Consider the following 19,739-nt stretch of genomic DNA (forward strand, 5'->3'; position numbering starts at 1 on the left):
TCCCGGCGTGGGAAGACAGGTGCCAGCCGGCCCTGGCGGGTTCCTGCCCGTCCGCACCGATCGTGTCCGGCTCGTCCTGCCATGCCTCGGACGGTGGCCGGGCGCGCCGCCCGTCGGCGAACCCGGCACTGTCCCGGTGCACCGCAACGAAAGATGCCCCGACCACTGCCTCGCCGCGATCGCCTTCGCCGGCACCCCGATCTGACTCGACCGACGATCGGTAAGAGCGTGCCCTAGCGACGGTCGCTTTCACAGGCGTCGAGGCGTACGGCGGACAGGTAGTGCGTGCTCTGCGGGTTGACGTCCGCGGACAGCAGGAGTTTGCGGTCCGACGGGTCGAGGACCTCGGTCAGTTCATGGATGGGGTAGCCGAAGAGGTCGAAGTCGTCGAAGGCGACCGGAACGTCGGCGGCCCGGTCCGGGACGCGTTCAGTTCGCTCGACGGTCAAGTGCCCCATGGTCTGCTCGGTGCAAGCCGTGCAGGCATGGGCCGTGACCAGGACGTCGCAGTGAACGAAGAAGAAGGCCCAGTGCGCTCCACACATCCACCCGCCGACGCGGACGTCCGCCAGAGTCGAAGCCGTCCACTGCGCCGCATGCTCGGTCATGCCGAATCGCAGGACGCCTGCGTTCGCCGGGAGGACGAGCCCGGTGCCGGGCACCAATCGAAAGGTCACTTGAGCAGTGTGCCCGGACGCGGACCCGGCGACAGCGCTCGACCGGATCGGCCATGACCACCTTCTCCGGCAGCTCGGCACATTGCCCGCACGGGAACAGACCGGGCAGTGGCCGCGAGTGGGCGCTCGCCGTACGGCCCTCTCGGCCTCAAAATCCCCACGGTCGGCGCGTATGTCCGGTTCGCGAAGCTTCCGCGATGAAGATGGATCCCGGCACGGCCTCGGGCATCGAGGCGTACATGGTGGCCGCGGACGGCCTCAGTGACCCATGACGAGGAATGATGATCGTATCGATGGTGTCGATGCCGGAAGGAACGGTCACTCGCACCCATGTGTCGGAGGCACGCACGCATCTGGCGGCGTCCCGTTTCCTGCTCGTGGACATCGAACTGCCCGAGGAGGGCCCACCACCCGACGGGAGACCGTCCGGAGCGGAACGGTCCGCCGAACAACCGCTCGCCCACCTTCTCGGGCTGGAGGCCGAGGGCGTGGCGTGGCTCGGCAGGGAAGGCGAGCCGGCGCGGGCCGAGTTCCTCGGGGACAGCGCCGCGTTCGTCGTACCCATGATCCAGGAAGCCCGGATCACACATGTCCATGCCTTCGTGACCGAGCGATACCTGATCACGGTGCACCGGGGACCGGCGGGGCCGGTCAGGAGCCTCACCGCCAGGCTGCCGCACGAAAGGCCCCCCGACAGCGTGGCCATGCTGTTCCTGCTGCTGGAGGAGGCCCTGGACACCTTCCGCCGGTCCGCGGTGGAGGCACTGCTGGAGGTGGAGGACCTGGAGGACGAGATGTTCCGGCAACGGGTTCCCCAGCACGTCTACCGTCTGGCACGGCTGCGACGGCGCGGGGCACTCCTGCACCACGCGCTCCTGCCCTACCTCCAGGTGACGGACGAGATCTTCACGCGCCGGATGATGAACCCCGGCTTCCCCGAGGAGCGCCAGAAACTCGCCCGTGACTACCAGCACACGGCACGGCTGGTGCTCACGGACATCGAGTCCCTCCAGAACGCCGCCCGCCGCGCCTTCGCCAGTTACTCCTCCCTGGTGTCCGGCGAGCAGAACAACGTGATCAACCGACTGGCGATCGTGTCGACGATCTTCCTGCCGCTGACCTTCCTGACCGGCTTCTTCGGCATGAATTTCACCTACCTGACCGACGAGTTGGAGAGCAGGGGCATCTTCTGGCTGCTCGCCGTGGGACTGCAGGTGGTGTTCCTGCTCATCGCCCTCTACGCGCTGCACCGCACCCGACTCTGGCGGAAACTGCGCGATGACGGCAGTACCGACGTCCAGTAGCAGGGCTCTGTCACGTATCCGGGCAGGAGGCGGTTGTGGTGGTTTCCCGTTCCTCGGGAAACCACCACCCGTCCTCAGTTCCCGGCGGGCACCTCACGCTGCTCGTACGTCCACACCGCCAGCTGCGTACGAGATGTGAGCCCCAGCTTGCCGAGGATGCGCTCGACATGGTTCTCCGCGGTGCGCTGCGCGATCGTCAGCCGCGCCGCGATGTCCTTGTTCGTGAGCCCCGCGGCGACCAGCTCGGCGACCTGGCTCTCACGCCGTGTCAGCCCCGGCGTCCCGGCCGGGTCGTCCAGCACGTATGCCATCGCCTCGTCCACCGTCGCCCGCGCCCCACGCCGGAACTCCCGCTCGAAGACCGCTCCGGACAAGGCATCCCGCACCCCTGCTTCGAAGCGCAGATGCTGCTCGCGCATGAACGGCGCCGAGCCGAGCCGCCCGCCCAGCGCCTCCCACAACATGTGCAGCACACCCAGCAGCCGGGCCGCGCGTCGCGGTGCGTCCCGCGTGCTCCACGCGATCACCTCCACGCACATGGCCACGTCCCACCAGTCCTCGAACGGCCGCAGCAGACCGATGGCCGCCCGGGCGTGTCCGATCGCGTCCCCGGGCGCGTCCGCGCGCCGCGCCAGCAGGGCGCGGGCGAGCAGCGCCATTCCGTGCAGCCACGACTCGCCCCGCGCCCGCGCGGCGTCCTCGACCTCGCCGCACGCCTCGGCGGCCTTCACGACGTCACCCCCGTAGGCGTGCGCGATGGCGAACTTGACCCGGCACTCGAACGCCGCGTCGGGGCATCCCTGCACACGGAACTCGGCGCACGCCCGCGAGAACAGCCCGGTGGCGTCCGCGAAGTCCTCGCGCCAGACGGCGAGGATCCCGTGGTGATGCCACACCCACGCCGACTCCCGCCGATGACCGCCGACCCGCGCCGCCTCCTCGCACGCGGCGAGCGCACCTCGCACCTCGGCGTCCGGGGCGCCCTGCAGAATGCCCAGATACGTGTCGGTGACCAGCGCCCGGACCCGCACGTCCGTGTCCGGCCCGCCGCGTGCCCGGTCGGCGGCGAGCAGCAGCGACAGCCAGCGGCGTCCCTCGGAGAGCAGCCCCGCCGTGAGCCAGTAGTGCCGGGGCGACACGGCCAGAGCCAGCCCGGCCCGCGCCTGCCCGGGCTGCTCCAGACAGAACTCCAGGGCTGCGCGCAGGTTCGGATGGTCCAGCCGAAGCCGCGTGAACCAGTCGACCTGCCGGGCCCCGAACCACTCCTGCCCGGCCCGTGCGGTCAGCTCCGCGTAGTGGTCCCGATGGCGGGTGCGGAGCACGTCGAGCGAGCCCGAAGCGACCAGCCGCTCGTGCCCGTACTCCCGTACCGTCTCCAGCATGTGATAGATCGAACGACCGCTTTCCTGACGGCAGTTGACGATCGATCTGGCCACCAGGGCGTCGAGCGCGTCGAGCAGCGCAGCCGCCGGCAGCTCGGCGTCCGCGCAGACCCGCTCCAGCCCGTCGAGATCGAAACCGCCCCGGAACACGGAGGCCCGCGCCCACAGCAGCCGCTCGCGCTCCGTGCAGAGCTCATGGCTCCAGTCGATCAGCGCGCGCAGGGTGCGCTGCCGGTCGGCGGCGACACGGCTGCCCCCGGTAAGCAGCGCGAACCGGTCCGTGAGCCGCTCCAGGATCTCCCGCGGCGTCAGACTCCGGACGCGCGCCGCGGCCAGCTCGATCGCGAAGGGCAAACCGTCCAGACGCCGCACCAGCTCGGCGACGGCGACGACGGTGCCGGACTCCGTCACCGTGAAACCGGGCAGCACGGCGGCGGCCCGCTCGGCGAACAGCGCGACCGCCGGATTTCCGCTCAGGGCACGCACCCGGCGCCCCGCGCCCACGACGTCACCCGTCCCCGGCACGGGCAGCGGCTCCACCGGAAACACCTGCTCGCCCGCGATCCCGAGCGGCTGCCGACTCGTCGCCAGCACACGCAGCCCGGGGGCGCCACGCAGCAGGGTGTCGGCGAGCCGGGCGCAGGCGTCGACCAGATGCTCGCAGTTGTCCAGGACGAGCAGCACACGCCGCTCGCCCAGCCGGGCCACCAGCGCGGCCGTCGCATCGGCACCCGGGCGCCCCGGACGGGCCACGTCGAGAGCGCCCAGGACACTCGTCGCGAGCAGCTCGGGATCCCGCAGATCGGCCAGCTCGGCGACGTGCACCCCGTCGGGGAACGATCCCGCCATGTCCGAGGCCACCCGCAGTGCCAGCCGCGTCTTGCCCACACCGCCGACCCCGGTGAGCGTCACCAGACGGGCACCGGACAGCAGCCCCGTGATCCGCGCCGTCTCCGCCCGCCGCCCGATCAACGACGTCAACTCGCCTGCCCCCGTCCCCATGGGCAGTCATCCTACGGACGCACGAAGACCGGAACCGGACGACCAGCAGGCACAATTGAGTAGTTCTCCCGTATCCCCGCACGCACACCGGTCCGACACTCGACGACGTGGAACCGGACGATCATGCGAGGTGTGCGTTGACGGCAGACGCGGCGACGAGACGCGGCGAACAGCCCGGGCGACTGGGGGAGCGCGTGTGGACCTACCAGGGAGCGATGCCCAGGCGGCCACTGACGCTGTTCTTCCCACTCGTCATCGTGTTCATCGTGATGTGCACCATCGCCGACGACCACTACGACGAGGACTCCTTCCGCCTCGCCCTCTGGGCGATCCCCGTGGTGGCCGCAGGGTGCGCCGCGCTCAGCGTCCGGCACACCCGGATCCGGCTCCACGAGCACGAGCACGGCTTCGAACTCCGCCGCCCCGGACGCCGCACGCTGCGCCGCACCTGGGACGAGATCGACTCCGTCGAGTCGACCAGGGTGTCCGTCCGCATCAACTTCAGCCACTCCCACGACGTGTTCAAGACCGTCCTCCGCCCGTACGAAGGCCGCCCGATCCGTCTCAGGGACTTGGACTACATCAAGGTCCGTCAGGAATCCGCCTTCCGGCGCCTGCTCACCACGGCCCCTGTCGGCAACGCCCGGTCGTTCACCACGCACGCCTCCCGGGGCGTGGCCGAAGCCGTCGCGGCGCGGCACCTGGAAGAACTGGCCGCCGGTGGCACGCTCCGCTGGGGCGCCCTGACGTTCACCCGCGAGGGAATGACGCTCGAGCCCTTCCCGGGCCTGCTGGACCGGTCCCGCATCACCTACGTGTCCGGAAGCCCGGACAACGGCGTCCGCCTCGACGTACGAGGCCTGTCCGGACACGTCGGCAGCCCGGCCCTGAAACCCCGTGCGACCAAGGCCGGCTACAGCACGGAAGGCGACCGCCTGGACGTCTTCATGCCCGTACGCCGCCCCGGATCGGACTACGAGGCACTGGGCATCGTCATCGCCCACGGCTCCACCCCGGCCGACCGGTGACCGGGCCGGGAGAGAACACGCTTCCCGACCTCGGCCCGGTGATCGGACGGCACCCGGTGGACCACCGGAGAAGATGGGTGAACGCGGGCTGCGCACTGCTGGTGGCCGTCCCGTCGGGCTGGCTCGGTGCATCGAGCCTGTCCGCGACCGGCGAGGACACACCCGGAAGCAACAAGGCGGTCGGCCTCCTCCTCGGCCTCGCCCTGGGCGCGATGATCATCGCGGTGACCCAGACCGTCCGGGCCCTGCGCGGCGAGCGGGGCGAGTACTTCGAGACACACGAAGAGGGCCTGGTCCACGGATCGCGCCGGGGCACCACCGGCTGGCCCTGGCACCGCGTCACCTCCCTCCACATCGAGGGCGACGCCGTGAACGCCCTGGCCACCCGCCTCGGCAACGGCTACCGCATCGAGATCACCCTCGACGACGGCACCCGCCTCCGCACCGACGGCCTCGCGCGGCACGCCGCCGACCTGGGACGCGTCCTGCTCCTGCGCTGCCCGCACATCACACTGAAAACCCTGGAGCCCCCCAGCACACCAGGACAGACGCCGGACCGATGACCTGGCTCCCGGCATTCGACGCCGACCTGCGGATTCCCCGGGCCGTGAGCGATGCCGGCACGGCGGGGACCCGGCCCGCGGATACGGCAGACGCGGCGGCGATCGCGCACATCCACATGGCCTCCCGTGCGGCGGCGATGCCGTACCCGCCCCCGCAGAAGCGCGGGCACGACCAGGTCACCCGGTGGGCCGAGGGCGTCCTGCTCAGGAGTGGATCGGGGCACCGCCCGGGCGGGCGGCTCGGATCGGCTTCAGGGCGGGCGAGGACGCTGACCTCGCCCGCGCGGCGGCGATCGGCGGCCCGGTTCGCGAGGCGAGGTGACAGGATGACGCGGTGTCCGATTCTCTGCGTGAACTGTGGCTGCGCGGCCTCGCCTTCAACCCGGCGGCGCCCTCCGACGTACTGATACGCCTGCTGGACCGAGCGGCAGGTGAAGCAGGCCCGCTGATGTGCGAGGGCCGTGACCTGCCCGACGCCGTCATCGACGCGGCGCTGCACCATCCGGTCGGAGCCGTCCGCAGCGCGCTCGCCCGCAACCAGCACGTCGATCCGGCACGGCTCGCCCCCCTGGCGACGGATCCGTCGGGACTCGTCCGCGCACACCTCGCCGGCGGCCCCCGCCACTACCCCCGCCGGGTCCGGCCACTGCCCGACGACATCCTCGTGACCCTGCTGACCGCGAAGGACGGGGGAGAGGACGGCAGGCTCACCGCGGGCGAGATCATCGGGGAGCTCGAATCGTCCCGGCAGATCCCGCTGTCCTTCCGCCGCTCCCTGGCGACCCGCGAACACCCCGAACTCCGGATACGGGCCACCTGGAACTGGGGATCGCTCACCCCGGAGCAGCGGGCAGGGCTGCTCGACGATCCGGATCCCGCGGTCCGCGAATCGGCACGGGACGGGAGCTGGGTGCTGGACCCGGAACAGGTGGAGGCCGGACTGCCGTCCTACGAGCCGCGCAACCAGGCCTTCGTGCTCGGCACGTGCGCCCTTTCCCCCGCCCTCGTCGAACAGTGCCTCACGGACGGCCTGTTGCAGCACCTGGCCCAGAACCGCCACGCCCCGGCCCATGCCCTCGCCCGGCTCGCCCGCCGCCCCGAGGCCGGGATCCGCGCGTTGGTCGCCACCCGGCCCGACCTGGGAGCAGACCTGGTCGCGGAGTTGAGGAAGGACCCGGACGCCGACGTACGGATGAACGCACGCCTCCACCCCTTCTCCCGCACCTGGGCCGAATACGACATGATCCACAGGATCCTCGGCCACGGCCCGGACTGCACCTGCCCGATCACCGAACCCGCCCCCCGGCCGTCCCCCGACTGGTTCGCCGCCTGCGCGGCATCCGGAGAACCCGTACTCCGCAGGGTCGCGGCGAGCTGGTCAGGTCTGCCCGCGGAACTCGTCGCGGAACTCGCGCAGGACGACGACGAGGAGGTACGAATCCGGCTTGCCTGCCACCACCCCCTGGCCCCGTCCCACCTCCTCCTGGACGTCTTCGTCACCCGCCCGGCCCACCGCCCGCACCTGCTGACCCTGCCCGCATTCCCCCGTACCGGCACGAGCCACCTCATCGACCACCCGGACCCGCAGGTACGCTCCCTGGCCGCAGCCGACCCCGCCCTCCCCGACCCCCCGCTGGAAGACCCCGACGAACCGGTGCGCCGGGCAGCGGCCACCAACCCGAACCTGACACCACAGACCCTGGAAGTCCTCCTTGCCGCCCCTCGCACCGCAGAGGGCGCCGCAGCCAACCCGTCCCTCCCCGTCCCCCGCATGCACGCACTTCTCGACCATTGCCTGGACGACGTACCCACCCCGCCGACGGCGTCCCGACGCTGAGGGCCGATGGCCGCGCAGCGACAGCCGCGACGGTGCTGGATGGTCGGCCCGCAGCCGACCGTGCCACCTTTCTCCGCACCCAATCGGAAGGCAGGAGTCGCGCGGCCGGTTCGCCCCTCGGACGATCACTTGCACACAATCCGGTTCGGGGAGCGGCATCATCTCCCAATTCGAGGGCCAGCCCCGCTCTCGACGGTCTCCGGCTTCACTCCCGAGCAGCCGGGGGATGCGCCACCTCCACCACTGGCCGTGCGATCAGCGAAATCCGCCTGCTGCCGGCAGAGCGCGGGTTCGCCGTGCCTGACCGGCCTCCGGCTGCACACGCTGGAGAGCGTATTCGTCTGCGCCACAGCCGAGAGCGTGGCCCTCAGGATCGACGGCACCGAGACCCAGGTACGCCGTTCCAAGGCGCACCGCCCTGGTCGGCGGGCCTTCGTCTCCGGTAAACGCAAGCAGATGGCTTCGTTCACGTGAAGCAGCAGAGCTTGATCAGCAGTTGGAGATCTTGAGTGCTGCAGATGCTCACGAGAAACGACATCGCCGTGGTGCGGTGCCACCAGAGTGCGGCAGAAGCGGTACGTCTCTTGATCACCGGTCGTTAGACTCCCGGCGTTCGGGTGCTGTCGATGGACTGGAAGACCAAGTCATGGACGATGACCATTGGGACGACTGGCCGGAACGGTGGGTCGGCGCGGACTGCGACGTGCGGGCGGCCGTCAGCGCGATCCCGCGGGAGGCCAAGGACGGGTTCAGGTACGACGAGGTCCCCTGGCAACGGTTCCAGCACTTCTATGGCCCGGGCGAGGAGATCCCCGGCCTGCTCGCCACGCTCGCGTCCGGGGACGCCGAAGCTGCCGACAGGGCCTTGTGGCAGCTCTGGACGAGTCTTCACCACCAGGGCGGCACGAGCGCGGTGGGAGCACTGGCGGTTCCGTTCCTGCTCCGGATCGCGGCGGCCACGCGCCCCGAACTCCGTGCCCAAATCCTTCGCCTGGTCGCCGAGATCGGCCGGTGTCAGCACATGGGGGACGGATCGCGGGAAGGCCTGCTCCAGGTCGCCGAGGAGCCGTTGATGATCGAGGGCAGCACGATGTGCCCGGTGGACTGGGCGATCCAGGCCGCCCGTCAGGCCGTCACGGACGACCTGCACCTTCTGTTCCCGCTTCTCTCCGACCCCGACCCCGAGGTCCGCTCCATGACCGCCTACGTCCTGGCGGCGGCGACCGGCGAGCTTTCACACGTCTCCTCTGCTCTGCAGTCCAGGCTGGCGAAGGAAGACGATGTGGTAGCCCGGGTGAGCCTGATCCTGGCGATCGCCCAACTCGCCCGCGAACACCGGGATGAACATGCTCCCAGGTGGGCCCGGGGCCTGTGGTCGGATCCCGGACGACCGCCCGAGGTCCGCATCGGCGCCGGCCTGGCCTGGCTGTGCCTGGTCACCGACCCCGCCCCCGACGAGCTCCGCGCCCTCCTCACCGACCCCGGAACCCGTCAATACGACGGCCTGCTCCAGCCGGTGCCATGGCTCACCTGGATCGGCCCCACCGACGTCGGCCTACGCAGCTGCATCGACGAAATGCTCACGGCGAACACCCCCGAAACAGTGCTTGACGATCCTTGGCGTGGAGGACCGTCAGGCTGAACCATGCAGCGGTCAGCCGGCTTTGGCGGGCGCTTCGGTCCGCGCCCGGGTCGAGGCGAGCCGGTAGGAGTCGGTGCCGGCCTCGATGATGGTGCCGTTGAAGGTCAGGCGGTCGATGATGGCCCCACAGAGCCGGGGGGCCGGTGAAGGTCTTGGTCCAGCCATCTGGGGCTGGCGCATGTTCCTTTTCGTGGATCGCCGCTGCCACCGGCCCGTATCCATCTTCTGCTGTCCTCGTTGGTCTTCGTGATGGTGCCCGGATTCCCCAGATGGTGGGCCCGTGGGTTCAGGCCGGTGACGGTTGAGAACGACATCGGCCTGCTGGAGCGGACGCTCACCGCGCTGGGCCGGCCCGCCTGGGACGTCACTCCCGAAGACACCGACAGTGTCTTCGGTGACCTGGCTCTTGCCGGGCGGGCTGCCTCGACCGGGCGCGAGTATGTGCAGGTCTTCAAGGGCTTCCACCGGTTCCTGCCGGGCCGCAAATGTCCTCCGCCTCGGTGTCTGCACTGTTCAGCGAAGAGCCCTCCCAGGTGAAGATGTCCAGGCTGATCGCGTTGTGCACCGCGCTGGACTGCACCCCCAACGACCTCTTCGAGGTCGACACCACACCCGTCGAACTTCCCTCGGCCCCGATTCGGCCGGTCGCCGACCTGCCGAAGGCAGTCTCCGCGCGGGGTCGTTCGATGCCTCCTCCTTGACCCGGTGAGGGCGGCATCGAGGGCGTTGAACAGAGCGACTGCACCGGCTGCGGAGCACCGGTCGGCTTCATCGACCGGCGCTACTGCTGCCGCTGCGCCGCCCGACAGGAGGAGGCCGCGGCCCGTGCCACTTGTCCCCGGCGCGGACAGCAGCGCGTCCTCCAGGCGGACACAGGCCGGTGCATCACCTGCTCTCGCGTATGCACCGCATGCGGGCACCCGTTGCGGAGCAAATCCTCCGCTCTCTGCCGTACTTGCCTGCGGAAGTCCGAACGCGACGCCGCCAAGGATCCATGCCCTCGTTGCAGCCGACCAGGTTATCTGCGCGAGCACACCGGCTGGTGCGGGCACTGTTCGTGTCCCCGGCAGGCTAAACAGCCACCCCGGGCCTGTGAGCAATGCGTAAGAGTACGGAGGCACGCAGGGCTTGGACTGTGCTCGGCCTGCTGGCAGCGTCACCCCGATCGCCCCTTGGTCCGGGCCGAACACCTCATTGCCGAACTCGACAATCCGCCCGACTGGCTGCAGGACTTCACGACAGATCCCGCCGCAAAGTACTCCGTGGGCCGGGCCCGCACGATGATCACTTCCACCGGGCGGCTTCTTCGGGACGGCCAGCCCAACCTCCCCAGTCCGTACTCGAATGCTCCCGCCGCCCGGATCGTTCGACGGGCTCCCTCGCCCGTGCCCTGGAAACCTTCTTCACCAGTCGCGGTCTGGTCATGGCCACCGACCAGGCCGAGCGGCTCGCCGCCGACCGCCGACAACGCCGGGTCCTCGCGGTCCCCGGCCCCTGCGGCCTTCGGTGGAGGCCTTCTCCGACTTCATGATCCGCTCGCGCGAGCGATCCCGGCGTGCCGGCACACTGCCCCGCACCGATGCCACCATCGAAGCCGCACTGGTCATCGTGCGTGACCTCGCCCTGTTCCTCGCCAGGGAGAGCGGCAAGCAAGACCGGGCACTGACCGACGTGCACGATCTCGAAGCCTTCCTGGCCACCTCGCCCAAGGCCCGAAAGCGTCGGCTGGTGGTGCTCGGACAGTTCTTCCGCTTCGCGCGATCCCGGAAGATCGTCCTCGTCGATTGTCAGTCACGTCCTTGACGCCTGCGGCTTCCCACCGCGCATGATCCGCTGCACTCGACTGCCCGACCTGGTCAACACCATGGACCCCAAGCTTGTCGCCGCCGCCTTCGGCATGAACCCCGAGGCCACCATGATCTATCTGTCCGACCGCATTGATGAGACCCGCTTGGCGGCGTGGGCGGCGGCCAACGACTGATCCCTGGTCAGAGTTCGTACGGGTGGAGAGCGATTTTCTCGCGCTCCATGAAGAGCTCGACCCACGTGCCGGCAACACCTTCGGGCAGCGGATCAGCAAGGTCCAGCAGAATCTGCGAGCCGTCGAAGTCCAGCACGGCGGCGCCGTCCACGGTGAGGTCCAGCCGTCCGCGCAGGACAACGCAGTGCCCGCCGGGCCGGACTCCCGGTCCGACGCCGACAGCCGGTTTCGCGTTCCGACCCCAGGCGATGTCCTCATCGACCGTCCACTCAACGTGGTACTTGCCCGGCTTCGCGGCCCGGTCACCGCACCAGCGGACCGCTGTCCCGCCGAACGGCGTCCGGACCTGGGCCAGCCAGGGACTCCAAGGAAACTTTGCGACCTTCACCAGTTCGACCAGCATCGTTCGATCATGCAGCATCCGCGTTCCTGCCGAAACCCGTGAAGTTTCGGTGCTGCCCGGCACAGGTTCGCCGGAACATGCGCGCTTTGCCGAAAGACTTGTTGGAGGCGATGACGACGCTGTTCTTCTCCTCGCGTTCGGTGAGGACCTGGAAGAGGAGTTCGGCGCCGTGGCGGTCGAGTTCCATGCAGCCGAGTTCGTCGATGCAGAACAGGTCGGCGCGGCCGTAGCGGGCGATGGTCTTGTCCAGCTGCTTCTCGTCGGCGGCCTCGACCAACTCGTTCACCAGCTTGGTGGCCAGGGTGCAGCGGACGCGGTAGCACTGCATGGCGGCCTCGGTGCCCAGGGCGCCGACAGCTGCCTTTGGCGATCAGCCGCTCATACCGGGCCACCTCGACATTCTTGTCGTAGACCACCGGGTGAGAGGCGTGCAGCAGCACACGGACGCGCTTGCCGATCAGGCGGACCGGTACCGAGTAGCGGTTGGCGCGGACCGTGATCTGGCCGTAGCGGTCGACCCGCAGGGTGAACACCCGCCCCGTCTCGAACGGATCCTCCGGCAGCGGCAGCAGAGTTGAGCGCTCGTCCTCGAAGCACTCGTCGATCGTCCGGGCCCCGGACCCGATCCGGCGCCACCCGTCGTACCGTTCCCACTGCTCGACCAGCTCGTTCAGCTTCGCCAGCGACTCGACCTCCGGAACCGGCACGAAGTGGTTGCGGCGGAAGTAGCCGATCTGGCCCTCGACGCCGCCCTTCTCGTGGGCGCCCTCGATACCCGGCCGGCAGTAGAAGCTCTCGATCCCGATCTTCCGTGGGTTCAGGAAATCTGAAGGCTCCGTAGCGCGAACTCAGGGGCTCGAAGACGGTTCTGCCGCCTCGAAGGGGTCGGTTGCCACAGCGAACGGGAGTGGGCGAAGGGCCTGGAGCTGGCTCAGGTAGAGAACGGCTGGGCGTCGGCCCGTGATCGCGATCCGACGGCATTCGCGCGAGACTGTGGTGTGCCTACTTCCAGATCGCTTGTAGCCTCCGACGAGATACGTGCCTATCTCATCGATCAGTTGAACCTGGCCTTGCGCCGTCCCGGCATGTTTGGGGAGGAGCTGGCCTTGCGCATACTGATGGATCACTTGCTGTTCGTGGAGTGCCGGCCCGAAGCATTGGCCGACCAGAAGCGCATCTGGGAAGATCGCGGCGCCTGGTCCAGCACCGGCCTCGCAGGCGTGTTCCGCGACCTGATCCCGGACCGCTGTCACGAGTACGTCATTGCCTCGGTGTACGCCGAGTTCGCGCACCACCGTGGCTGGCTCAAGCCTGACCGCGTACTGGACTCTGAGGAATACGCAGTCCTGCAGGGTGCGGTCCGCCAGTGGGCGGGGGAGGACCGCGTGTGGTCGGACGTCGTCGACGAGTTCGGTGCTCCGTCCATACTGTTCGGCGGCAACAACCCCTACTACGGCAAGACCCTCGGCTACCTGACTGAGAACCCGGAGGAACCGATGGTGTCCTTCGATCTCTGGAACGGCAGCGCTCTGGGAGCCGGGCAATCATGGCCACCTGAGCAGGAGGAACCCCTCCTGCTTGCAGTGCGCTTCGGGACAGGGCCCTTCCGCGAGACTTTCACCTTCACCCCGGAGGGCCGGCGACGGCTCCCTGCGCAGTAAAGCTCAAGATCAGCGGGTGTTCGGTTCCCGCTCCGTTTCCGACTCGGTCACTGCGCTGGTGTAGCGGGGGCTGACCTTGGCACCGAGGGAGAAGCCGTGTGCGAGGTGGAGGGGGGCAGCGCCGTTGGCGAGGGCTTCTTCAGCCATCGCCGCCGCAGCCATCGGAGCCGCCGTTGGCCAGCAGACGTCTCTGCCGGGCGAGAAGCCGGCCGCCGCCATGGTGGCCCGTCTCGCGAAGGGGGTCGTTGCCCTCGACGAGGAGATCGCCGAGCTCGACGCGCTCATCGAGGCACGGTTCCGCGAACATCCGCACGCCGAGGTGATCCGCAGCCTGCCCGGGATGGGCGCCCTGCTCGGCGCCGAGTTCATCGCAGCGACCGGCGGCGACATGGGCGCGTTCAGCACACCAGACCGCCTGGCCGGCTTCGCCGGCCTGGCCCCCGTGCCACGAGATTCCGGGCGCGTCAGCGGCATTATGCGGCGCCCCCGCCGCTGCCACCGTGGGCTGCTGCGGGCCTTCCGCCTCTCCTCCATGGCCAGCCTCAGAACATGCGCCGCGTCGCGGACGTACTACCAACGCAAGCGCGACGAGGGGAAAAATCACAAGCAAGCAGTGCTCTCTCTCGCACGTCGCCGGGCCAACGTTCTCCGGGCCATGCTCCGTGACGGAGCGTGCTGCCAACCCGCACCATCGGTCACACTGGCGGCTTGACATCTCTATTGGGAAGTCCTGCCCGCTGCCCTCGCCCGAGGAAGTCGACGCCTACACCTACGACGCCCAGGAACGCCAGGCCATCGACAGCTGGCTGCACCATCCCCACGGCACCCCCGACCAGGTCACCGCCCACCTGAACCAGGTCCAGCGGGACTCCGGCGCCGACGAACTCATGATCGGCAGCGTCGGCCACTCCCTCCAGGCCTGACTGCACTCCACCGAACTCACCGCCGACGCCACGGATGTCGTCGGGGCTCTGCAGGCGCTGCGCGATGAGCAGGTGGCGCTGGTCCGTGCGGTGGAGACCGTGGTGGCTCTGCACCGATGACCGCACCACCGGCCGGTCCTCAGGCCCCTGCGGCCGAACCGTCGGCGGAGTCGCCGCGGGAGGTCCACGCCGGTGCGGCGCCGACCAGCGAGTCGAGGCGTTCCAGACGCTGGGCTGTGGCGACGTCGGTGGGCGTCATGACGATGATCCGCTCGCCCCGCACCCGGTCCAGCCACAGGCTCTGGAACTGGACGTCGAGGGCGCCGACGCGCGGTGACTGGTAGCGGCGCAGCTGGGTGCGGTCGCCCACGATTTCGTACGACTCCCAGTGCCGTACGAAGTCCGGCGACTCCTGGCGCAGCCGGGTGATCAGCGCGTTCCAGCGGGGGTCGTCGCGGTGTTCCGGCTGGCGGGTGCGGAGCTTCGCGGTGATTTCGCGAAGGACGCTGTCCTCGTCGACCAGGCTGTTGCGCCAGCTCGGTTCGGTGAACATGAGCCAGGCACAGTTGCGTTCTTCGACCGGGTACGCGTCCAGGTCGGCGAACAGGTACCGGTAGGTGCGATTGGCCGCGACCAGGTCGTAGCAGTCGGTCTGCACGGCGGCCGGGTACGGCAGCAGCTTGGCCAGGACGGCGGTGTGCTCGGGGCGCAGGTCCATGGGCGGTCCTGGCTCGGTGGCCGTGCCGCGGCCCGCGAGTACCATCAGGTGGCGGTGCTCGGTGGCATCCAGGCGCAGGACGCGCGCCACCGCGTTCAGTACCTGGTCGGACGCGTTCTTGGCACGCCCCTGTTCGAGCCACGTGTACCAGGTGACCCCGACGCCGGCGAGCTGCGCGACCTCCTCGCGCCGCAGACCGGGCGTGCGGCGTCGGCCGCCTGCGGGCAGGCCCACCTCACCGGGGGTGATGCGGGCGCGGCGGGCTCTCAGGAAGGCGCCGAGGGTGTTGCGGTCGGGTGTCGAAGACGTCACCACCCCAGTGTCATGGCTCGGGGCCGGTGGGTCCAGGTAGTACTGGTACCCCTATAGCTGGGCTCCTGGTACCAGGATGATGAGGGGCGCAGGGTCGTGGTCATGACCACACAGACCGTTCCCACCGCGCACGCTGTGGCGTCGCACCCGGCGCGCGCCCTCACCGGCGCCGGCCTCGCCGTCCTGCTCGTCGCCTACCTGCCCGTGAACATGACGTTCGGGTCGGTCAACCTGCTCGAACCCGCGATCACCGATGATCTCGGCGTGACCGTGTCGGGCGGGCAGCTCGTGCTGTCCGCGTACACCACGGCGTTCGCCGCGACCCTCGTCGTCGCGGGGCGTCTGGGCGACCGGTTCGGACGGCGTCGGCTGCTCGCGGCCGGCGTCGGCGCGTTCGGCGTGGCCTCTGCCCTCGCCTCACTCGCACCGAACCTGGTCACACTCGTCGCGCTGCGCGCCGTACTGGGCATCGCCGCGGGACTGTTCACCCCGCAGGTCCTGTCCATCATCCAGTCCACGGCGCCGGAGAAGCTGCGGGCGCTGGGCGTCACACTGTTCGCCGCCGTCAGCGGCATCGCGACCGTCACCGGGCAGCTCCTCGCGGGCGCCGTGGCCCAGGCCGCCGGTGACCACTGGGGCTGGCGGGCCGTCCAGATGCTCACCGGGGCGATAGGAGCGGTCGCGCTGTTCGCCCTGCGCACCGTGCCCGAGTCGCGCTCGACGGCACCGCTCGCGCTCGATCTGCGCGGGGCCGCGCTCCTCGGGGCGGGCCTGCTCCTCGTCGTGGTGCCCCTGACGCTCGGCACCTCAGCGGGCGGTCCTGCCCCGGTGCTCGCAATGCTGGCCGCAGGCGGCGCGGTGCTCGCCGTCTTTGCCCGCTCGCAACGCGCCGCGGAACGCCGCGGTGAACTGCCCGTCGTACCGCCGAGCGTGCTGCGCACCCCTGCCGTACGCCAGGGCCTGATCATGACGCTGCTGTTCTTCACCGGTTACGGGGCCTTCCTGTACGAGTTCTCGGCGCTCTCCCAGGGCGCGTTCGGCGTGGACGCCTGGGGAGCCGTCGTGCTGCTGCTCGGGTTCGGCGCGGCGTTCGTCGTCACCGCCCTCGCCCTGCCGGCCGTGGAGCGCCGTACCGGACGCTGGACGATGACGGGTGCGGCCATCGGGCAGGCGGCTGTGCTTCTGGGCCTCGCCTTCATCGTGAACGGAGCGGACGGTGGGTCCCCGTCGGCCCTGCAGCCGCTCCTGATCGTGCTCGGTGTCACTCAGGCCCTGATGTACGGGCCGGTCCTGCGCACGGTCCTGTCCCGCACACCGACATGGGCGGCGGGTGTGGCCGGTGGGCTCTTCACCACGTTGCAGCAGCTCGGTCTCGGCCTGGGCGTGGCGCTCCTCGGAGGCGTCTTCCACGCGGTGGCCACCGCGACGGCGGGCGGTCCCACTGCCGGACTGCCCCACGGTTTCGCCGTCGCCGTGACGGTGCAGGCCGCCCTTGCGCTGGCCTTCGCCTTCCTGGCCGCCCGTATCGCACCGGCCGGGGCGGCCTGACGCATGTGGATGTGCTGGTGTTCTCCGCGGCCCGGGTTTCTCAGGAGCCCCGGCCGTCGGGGCGGACTCGTGTGATCTCCTCCGCTCTGCGCCGGACCGCCCACCTCGGCGAGGCGCCCGGCGCCATCGCCTCGTACGCCGAGGCCCGTGACACCCCGGCCGCGCGGGTGGTCTTCTGTGCCGCCGTGGCGGAGGCCAGCGCGGCACGCCTTCAGCCGGCAGGCGGGCCGGTCGTTGACGGCGCCCCGGCGGTGGACGTGGCCCTGGGCAACCTGTGTCCCGCAGACGGGGCACCGTACGACGTGTCCGGACCCCTCGCCGTTGATGAAGGCAACGGCGGTGCCGTGTCGTCGCGACGAGGTGCCACCGGTCGCGGCGAACGGCACCCTCGACGTCGGCGGCGAACCGCTTTCTGGCCTCGCGAAGGTGCTGCTTCAGTTCCGCGAGACTCGCGAGACCGGCCGCGTGAGAGACCTTTCTACGGCAGCTGGTCCAGGAACCAGGCGGGAGAGTTCCTCGGTGACCGGGGTGTGCGTGTCGCTCCGCGGGGCGAGTTCGACGGCGCGGAAGGACATCTCCTCCAAGTCCTCCTCGCTGATCGGGGTGCAGAGGTCGTCGTGGGTGGCCGGCCCCGCAGGGAGATGGCGCTGACGGCCGGGACGAAGCAGTACTCACGGATCGGGCTCCCCGAGCAGGGAAGCGCGGCCACGTCCAGGTCCCGGTACGAAGCGGGTGCCCCTTACCCGGTCCCGGCCGTCATGGCCGCCACGATGCGTGGCAGAAGTACGGCGTTGGCACTGCCGAGCGACACCCTCACCGCCTGTGGTCGGCCCTGCTCGTGGATCCAGACCAGGCCGTTCGCGACCTCGACACCGGTCAGCGAGCGCCAGTTGGCGTCCATGACCCCGCGCAGCGTGAGCCCGTCGCGGTGCACGCGCACCTCGCCGATGGTGATCGCCCCACCCCGCCGGATGAGGTCGAGGTACTTCGCCAGGAGCCGGGGTTCGACGATGCGCTGGACGAAGTCGACGAGGGCCAGCCACTCCGCGGGGTCCGTGGGCCGCTTCCCGCCCCTGCTCCAGCCCAGATCACGCAGGCCTTTCGGCGAGTCCGCGTACGTGCCCACGCCGAAGGTGTACGTGGTGGTGTACATGGACGGAAACAGGAAGCCCTGGTGCTTGGTACGGGAGACCGGATACCGGACCCACTCGACCTCGTCCCAGGCCAGCGTGTGCCGCCCGTAGGTGATGCGGTGCCGGTCGGCCACCAGGTGTGTCGACCAACCGACGTTGCTGTCCACGAAGGGGCGCTCGGCCGGCCCGGGACGCGGGCGCTCCGCACGCGCGGGCTCCGGACACGGGCGCTCAGCACGTGTGCCGCGTGCTCCCGTATAGCCCGTCAGCCAGATCGGCACCTCGGTCCGCGGGTAGGCGGCGAGGTCGTTGCGGTAGTGCGACGGGGCGAGCAACTGACCGTCGGGCAGGCGCTCGTCACCGTAGTCGTACTCGGTGGAGACCTGTGCACGCCCGTCCGCGGCCTTGGCGACGGTGAGCAGCATGCGCAGCCACGGGCCGGCCGGCATGGCGGCCGCGAGGTGCCGCTGGCGGCGCACGAGGAGCGCGATCTGCTCGGGGACCCGAACGTCCATGGGCCGTTCGCGGTCCCAGAAGGACACGTCGGCCGTCTCGGCTGACACCGTGCATGAGAAGACCGCGGTCATGCGGTCCCACTGCACCGGCCCGAGCAGGGCCAGTTGCTGCGCGGTCTCATGAGCGAGCGCGGACACCCGGCCCGCGATCAACTCCTGGGACGGGGTGGAGACGACGGTGAAATCCGCGACGGCTCCGGGCTGCCCCGATCGGGCGTCGAGGCGTTCGAACTCCTCCTTGAGGCCGTTCATGAACGACTCCTCGACGGGTGCGCGCCGTACGAAGGCCTCCTCGGCGGTGAACAGGGCCCGCACCTGTTCGGGTGGGATCGCGGTGGTGACCTCCTTGATCCGCCCCACGTCGCTGATCAGGAACACGGATCGGTCGAGCGGCAGGTCGAGGAAGGCCATCGGGTCGCTGTCATCGATGTCGACGGGTGCGTACACGCTCCACCCGGCGGCGAACCGGTCCGCCTCCAGGCCGTGCGCCGGATAGTCGAGACCGCGGGCACTGATGTGTTCCTGGACCAGGACGACGGCGCGCGCCGAGTCGATGCGCCCGCCGGCCCCCGCCGCAGGAGCCCTGCCCAGCGGATGGCCCTCATCGGCCCCGTCGGGCCCCGGATAGTGGTGGGTGAGGTCGAACCACAGACGCAGTTCGTCGACGGTCGCGGCGTCGGTACCGGCGCACACGAGGTCCCACGTCCCGCCATGGTCACGGGCATAGAGACTCAGGGACACGTCCTGAGCCACGACCACGTAGTCGCACGCATGGAGATCGCCGTACGAGGCGACCACTGCCAGCGGGGGCGGGGTGGTGCGGGCCTCCTGCGCGACCGGCTCGCCTCCGACGCCGACGGCGGTCAACACATGGTGAGTCATCGGCACGGCTCCTTTCGCCACCTCGAACGGTGACCGTAGCCCAAGGCGACCATCGTGGTGAAGGGAGCCACCTATATCGCGCCAGCTCCGGGACGCTCGCATCGCGCTGCGGCCAGCCGCTGTGCGCCCATGGGCCGTCGGCCCCTGTGACGCCTTCGGCCGGGGCGACGAGGCCGCGTTCGGTCATCATCCGGCTGATGGCGCTGCCGAGTCCGAGCGGCTCGCGGC

At 70.0% G+C, this 19,739-nt stretch carries 18 protein-coding genes and 3 pseudogenes; 13 read left to right on the plus strand and 8 right to left on the minus strand.

Annotation, left to right across the window (positions count from 1 at the left end; genetic code table 11):
* Positions 1-233 precede the first annotated feature (233 nt).
* A complete protein-coding gene (locus tag ABZZ04_RS23570) occupies positions 234-677 on the minus strand; it encodes a hypothetical protein (protein WP_356934177.1) in 444 nt (147 codons plus the stop codon).
* A 293-nt stretch (positions 678-970) separates the two neighbouring features.
* Here ABZZ04_RS23570 and ABZZ04_RS23575 point away from each other — a divergent pair, with 293 nt between their 5' ends.
* On the plus strand, positions 971-1,981 hold the full coding sequence (locus ABZZ04_RS23575; protein ID WP_356934178.1) for a CorA family divalent cation transporter: 1,011 nt from the start codon (positions 971-973) through the stop codon (positions 1,979-1,981).
* A gap of 74 nt (positions 1,982-2,055) precedes the next feature.
* On the opposite strand, the gene ABZZ04_RS23580 is transcribed toward ABZZ04_RS23575, so the two are convergent.
* Positions 2,056-4,365, minus strand: coding sequence for a LuxR C-terminal-related transcriptional regulator (locus ABZZ04_RS23580; protein ID WP_356934179.1), 2,310 nt, complete (start codon positions 4,363-4,365; stop codon positions 2,056-2,058).
* A gap of 215 nt (positions 4,366-4,580) precedes the next feature.
* Between ABZZ04_RS23580 and ABZZ04_RS23585 the strand changes: the two genes are divergently transcribed.
* The 5 genes and pseudogenes from ABZZ04_RS23585 (at position 4,581) to ABZZ04_RS23605 (ending at position 9,435) form a co-directional block, all read left to right on the plus strand.
* Entirely contained in the window at positions 4,581-5,393 is an 813-nt protein-coding gene (locus tag ABZZ04_RS23585) for a hypothetical protein (protein ID WP_356934180.1), read from the plus strand.
* Between the two features lie 77 nt (positions 5,394-5,470).
* A complete protein-coding gene (locus ABZZ04_RS23590) occupies positions 5,471-5,956 on the plus strand; it encodes a hypothetical protein (protein WP_356934181.1) in 486 nt (161 codons plus the stop codon).
* Between the two features lie 334 nt (positions 5,957-6,290).
* Entirely contained in the window at positions 6,291-7,793 is a 1,503-nt protein-coding gene (locus ABZZ04_RS23595) for a hypothetical protein (RefSeq protein WP_356934182.1), read from the plus strand.
* Positions 7,794-8,029: 236 nt separating this feature from the next.
* Positions 8,030-8,249, plus strand: a pseudogene (locus tag ABZZ04_RS23600) (IS5/IS1182 family transposase); the annotation flags it as partial.
* A gap of 190 nt (positions 8,250-8,439) precedes the next feature.
* Entirely contained in the window at positions 8,440-9,435 is a 996-nt protein-coding gene (locus ABZZ04_RS23605) for a hypothetical protein (RefSeq protein WP_356934183.1), read from the plus strand.
* A gap of 12 nt (positions 9,436-9,447) precedes the next feature.
* Here ABZZ04_RS23605 and ABZZ04_RS23610 read toward each other — a convergent pair whose 3' ends face one another.
* A complete protein-coding gene (locus tag ABZZ04_RS23610) occupies positions 9,448-9,615 on the minus strand; it encodes a hypothetical protein (protein WP_356934184.1) in 168 nt (55 codons plus the stop codon).
* A gap of 320 nt (positions 9,616-9,935) precedes the next feature.
* Between ABZZ04_RS23610 and ABZZ04_RS23615 the strand changes: the two genes are divergently transcribed.
* From ABZZ04_RS23615 to ABZZ04_RS23625, 3 genes are all read left to right on the plus strand, one after another.
* Positions 9,936-10,136: a helix-turn-helix transcriptional regulator gene (locus tag ABZZ04_RS23615; protein WP_356934185.1), complete on the plus strand. Its 201-nt coding sequence runs from the start codon at positions 9,936-9,938 to the stop codon at positions 10,134-10,136.
* A gap of 805 nt (positions 10,137-10,941) precedes the next feature.
* Positions 10,942-11,238: a hypothetical protein gene (locus ABZZ04_RS23620; protein WP_356934186.1), complete on the plus strand. Its 297-nt coding sequence runs from the start codon at positions 10,942-10,944 to the stop codon at positions 11,236-11,238.
* A gap of 22 nt (positions 11,239-11,260) precedes the next feature.
* On the plus strand, positions 11,261-11,416 hold the full coding sequence (locus ABZZ04_RS23625; RefSeq protein WP_356934187.1) for a hypothetical protein: 156 nt from the start codon (positions 11,261-11,263) through the stop codon (positions 11,414-11,416).
* 7 nt (positions 11,417-11,423) lie between these two features.
* Here the strand turns inward: ABZZ04_RS23625 and ABZZ04_RS23630 are convergent, their stop codons facing one another.
* Positions 11,424-11,819, minus strand: a complete 396-nt coding sequence (locus ABZZ04_RS23630) for a hypothetical protein (protein ID WP_356934188.1) — start codon at positions 11,817-11,819, stop codon at positions 11,424-11,426.
* An 88-nt stretch (positions 11,820-11,907) separates the two neighbouring features.
* Positions 11,908-12,174, minus strand: a pseudogene (locus tag ABZZ04_RS23635) (ATP-binding protein); the annotation flags it as partial.
* Between the two features lie 703 nt (positions 12,175-12,877).
* Here ABZZ04_RS23635 and ABZZ04_RS23640 point away from each other — a divergent pair.
* On the plus strand, positions 12,878-13,480 hold the full coding sequence (locus ABZZ04_RS23640) for a hypothetical protein (protein WP_356934189.1): 603 nt from the start codon (positions 12,878-12,880) through the stop codon (positions 13,478-13,480).
* A gap of 9 nt (positions 13,481-13,489) precedes the next feature.
* Here the strand turns inward: ABZZ04_RS23640 and ABZZ04_RS23645 are convergent, their stop codons facing one another.
* On the minus strand, positions 13,490-13,627 hold the full coding sequence (locus tag ABZZ04_RS23645) for a hypothetical protein (RefSeq protein ID WP_356934239.1): 138 nt from the start codon (positions 13,625-13,627) through the stop codon (positions 13,490-13,492).
* Between ABZZ04_RS23645 and ABZZ04_RS23650 the strand changes: the two are divergent.
* A pseudogene (locus ABZZ04_RS23650) lies at positions 13,608-14,192 on the plus strand (transposase); the annotation flags it as partial. The gene ABZZ04_RS23645 and the pseudogene ABZZ04_RS23650 sit on opposite strands and share 20 nt — an antisense overlap.
* Positions 14,143-14,403, plus strand: a complete 261-nt coding sequence (locus ABZZ04_RS23655; protein ID WP_356934190.1) for a hypothetical protein — start codon at positions 14,143-14,145, stop codon at positions 14,401-14,403. The pseudogene ABZZ04_RS23650 and the gene ABZZ04_RS23655, both read left to right, overlap by 50 nt.
* Before the next feature lie 139 nt (positions 14,404-14,542).
* Here ABZZ04_RS23655 and ABZZ04_RS23660 read toward each other — a convergent pair whose 3' ends face one another.
* Positions 14,543-15,433 (minus strand): helix-turn-helix transcriptional regulator, encoded by an 891-nt coding sequence (locus ABZZ04_RS23660; protein ID WP_356934191.1) that lies wholly within the window; start codon positions 15,431-15,433, stop codon positions 14,543-14,545.
* A gap of 102 nt (positions 15,434-15,535) precedes the next feature.
* On the opposite strand from ABZZ04_RS23660, the gene ABZZ04_RS23665 reads away from it, so the two are divergent.
* Positions 15,536-16,981, plus strand: coding sequence for an MFS transporter (locus ABZZ04_RS23665; protein WP_356934192.1), 1,446 nt, complete (start codon positions 15,536-15,538; stop codon positions 16,979-16,981).
* 739 nt (positions 16,982-17,720) lie between these two features.
* Here ABZZ04_RS23665 and ABZZ04_RS23670 read toward each other — a convergent pair.
* Positions 17,721-19,511: a hypothetical protein gene (locus tag ABZZ04_RS23670; protein ID WP_356934193.1), complete on the minus strand. Its 1,791-nt coding sequence runs from the start codon at positions 19,509-19,511 to the stop codon at positions 17,721-17,723.
* Between the last annotated feature and the right edge of the window lie 228 nt (positions 19,512-19,739).

This window comes from Streptomyces sp. NPDC006435 (assembly GCF_040612315.1).
In the GTDB taxonomy this organism is placed as follows: Bacteria; Actinomycetota; Actinomycetes; order Streptomycetales; family Streptomycetaceae; genus Streptomyces.

Excerpts from the sequence above, each read along its gene's own strand:
- ABZZ04_RS23575 (WP_356934178.1), top strand. The coding sequence starts at position 971 with ATGGTGTCGATGCCGGAAGGAACGGTCACTCGCACCCATGTGTCGGAG.
- ABZZ04_RS23645 (WP_356934239.1), bottom strand. The coding sequence starts at position 13,627 with ATGGCTGAAGAAGCCCTCGCCAACGGCGCTGCCCCCCTCCACCTCGCA.
- ABZZ04_RS23625 (WP_356934187.1), top strand. The coding sequence starts at position 11,261 with ATGATCCGCTGCACTCGACTGCCCGACCTGGTCAACACCATGGACCCC.
- ABZZ04_RS23585 (WP_356934180.1), top strand. The coding sequence starts at position 4,581 with ATGCCCAGGCGGCCACTGACGCTGTTCTTCCCACTCGTCATCGTGTTC.
- ABZZ04_RS23630 (WP_356934188.1), bottom strand. The coding sequence starts at position 11,819 with ATGCTGGTCGAACTGGTGAAGGTCGCAAAGTTTCCTTGGAGTCCCTGG.
- ABZZ04_RS23670 (WP_356934193.1), bottom strand. The coding sequence starts at position 19,511 with ATGACTCACCATGTGTTGACCGCCGTCGGCGTCGGAGGCGAGCCGGTC.
- ABZZ04_RS23610 (WP_356934184.1), bottom strand. The coding sequence starts at position 9,615 with ATGCGCCAGCCCCAGATGGCTGGACCAAGACCTTCACCGGCCCCCCGG.
- ABZZ04_RS23665 (WP_356934192.1), top strand. The coding sequence starts at position 15,536 with ATGACCACACAGACCGTTCCCACCGCGCACGCTGTGGCGTCGCACCCG.
- ABZZ04_RS23580 (WP_356934179.1), bottom strand. The coding sequence starts at position 4,365 with ATGGGGACGGGGGCAGGCGAGTTGACGTCGTTGATCGGGCGGCGGGCG.
- ABZZ04_RS23605 (WP_356934183.1), top strand. The coding sequence starts at position 8,440 with ATGGACGATGACCATTGGGACGACTGGCCGGAACGGTGGGTCGGCGCG.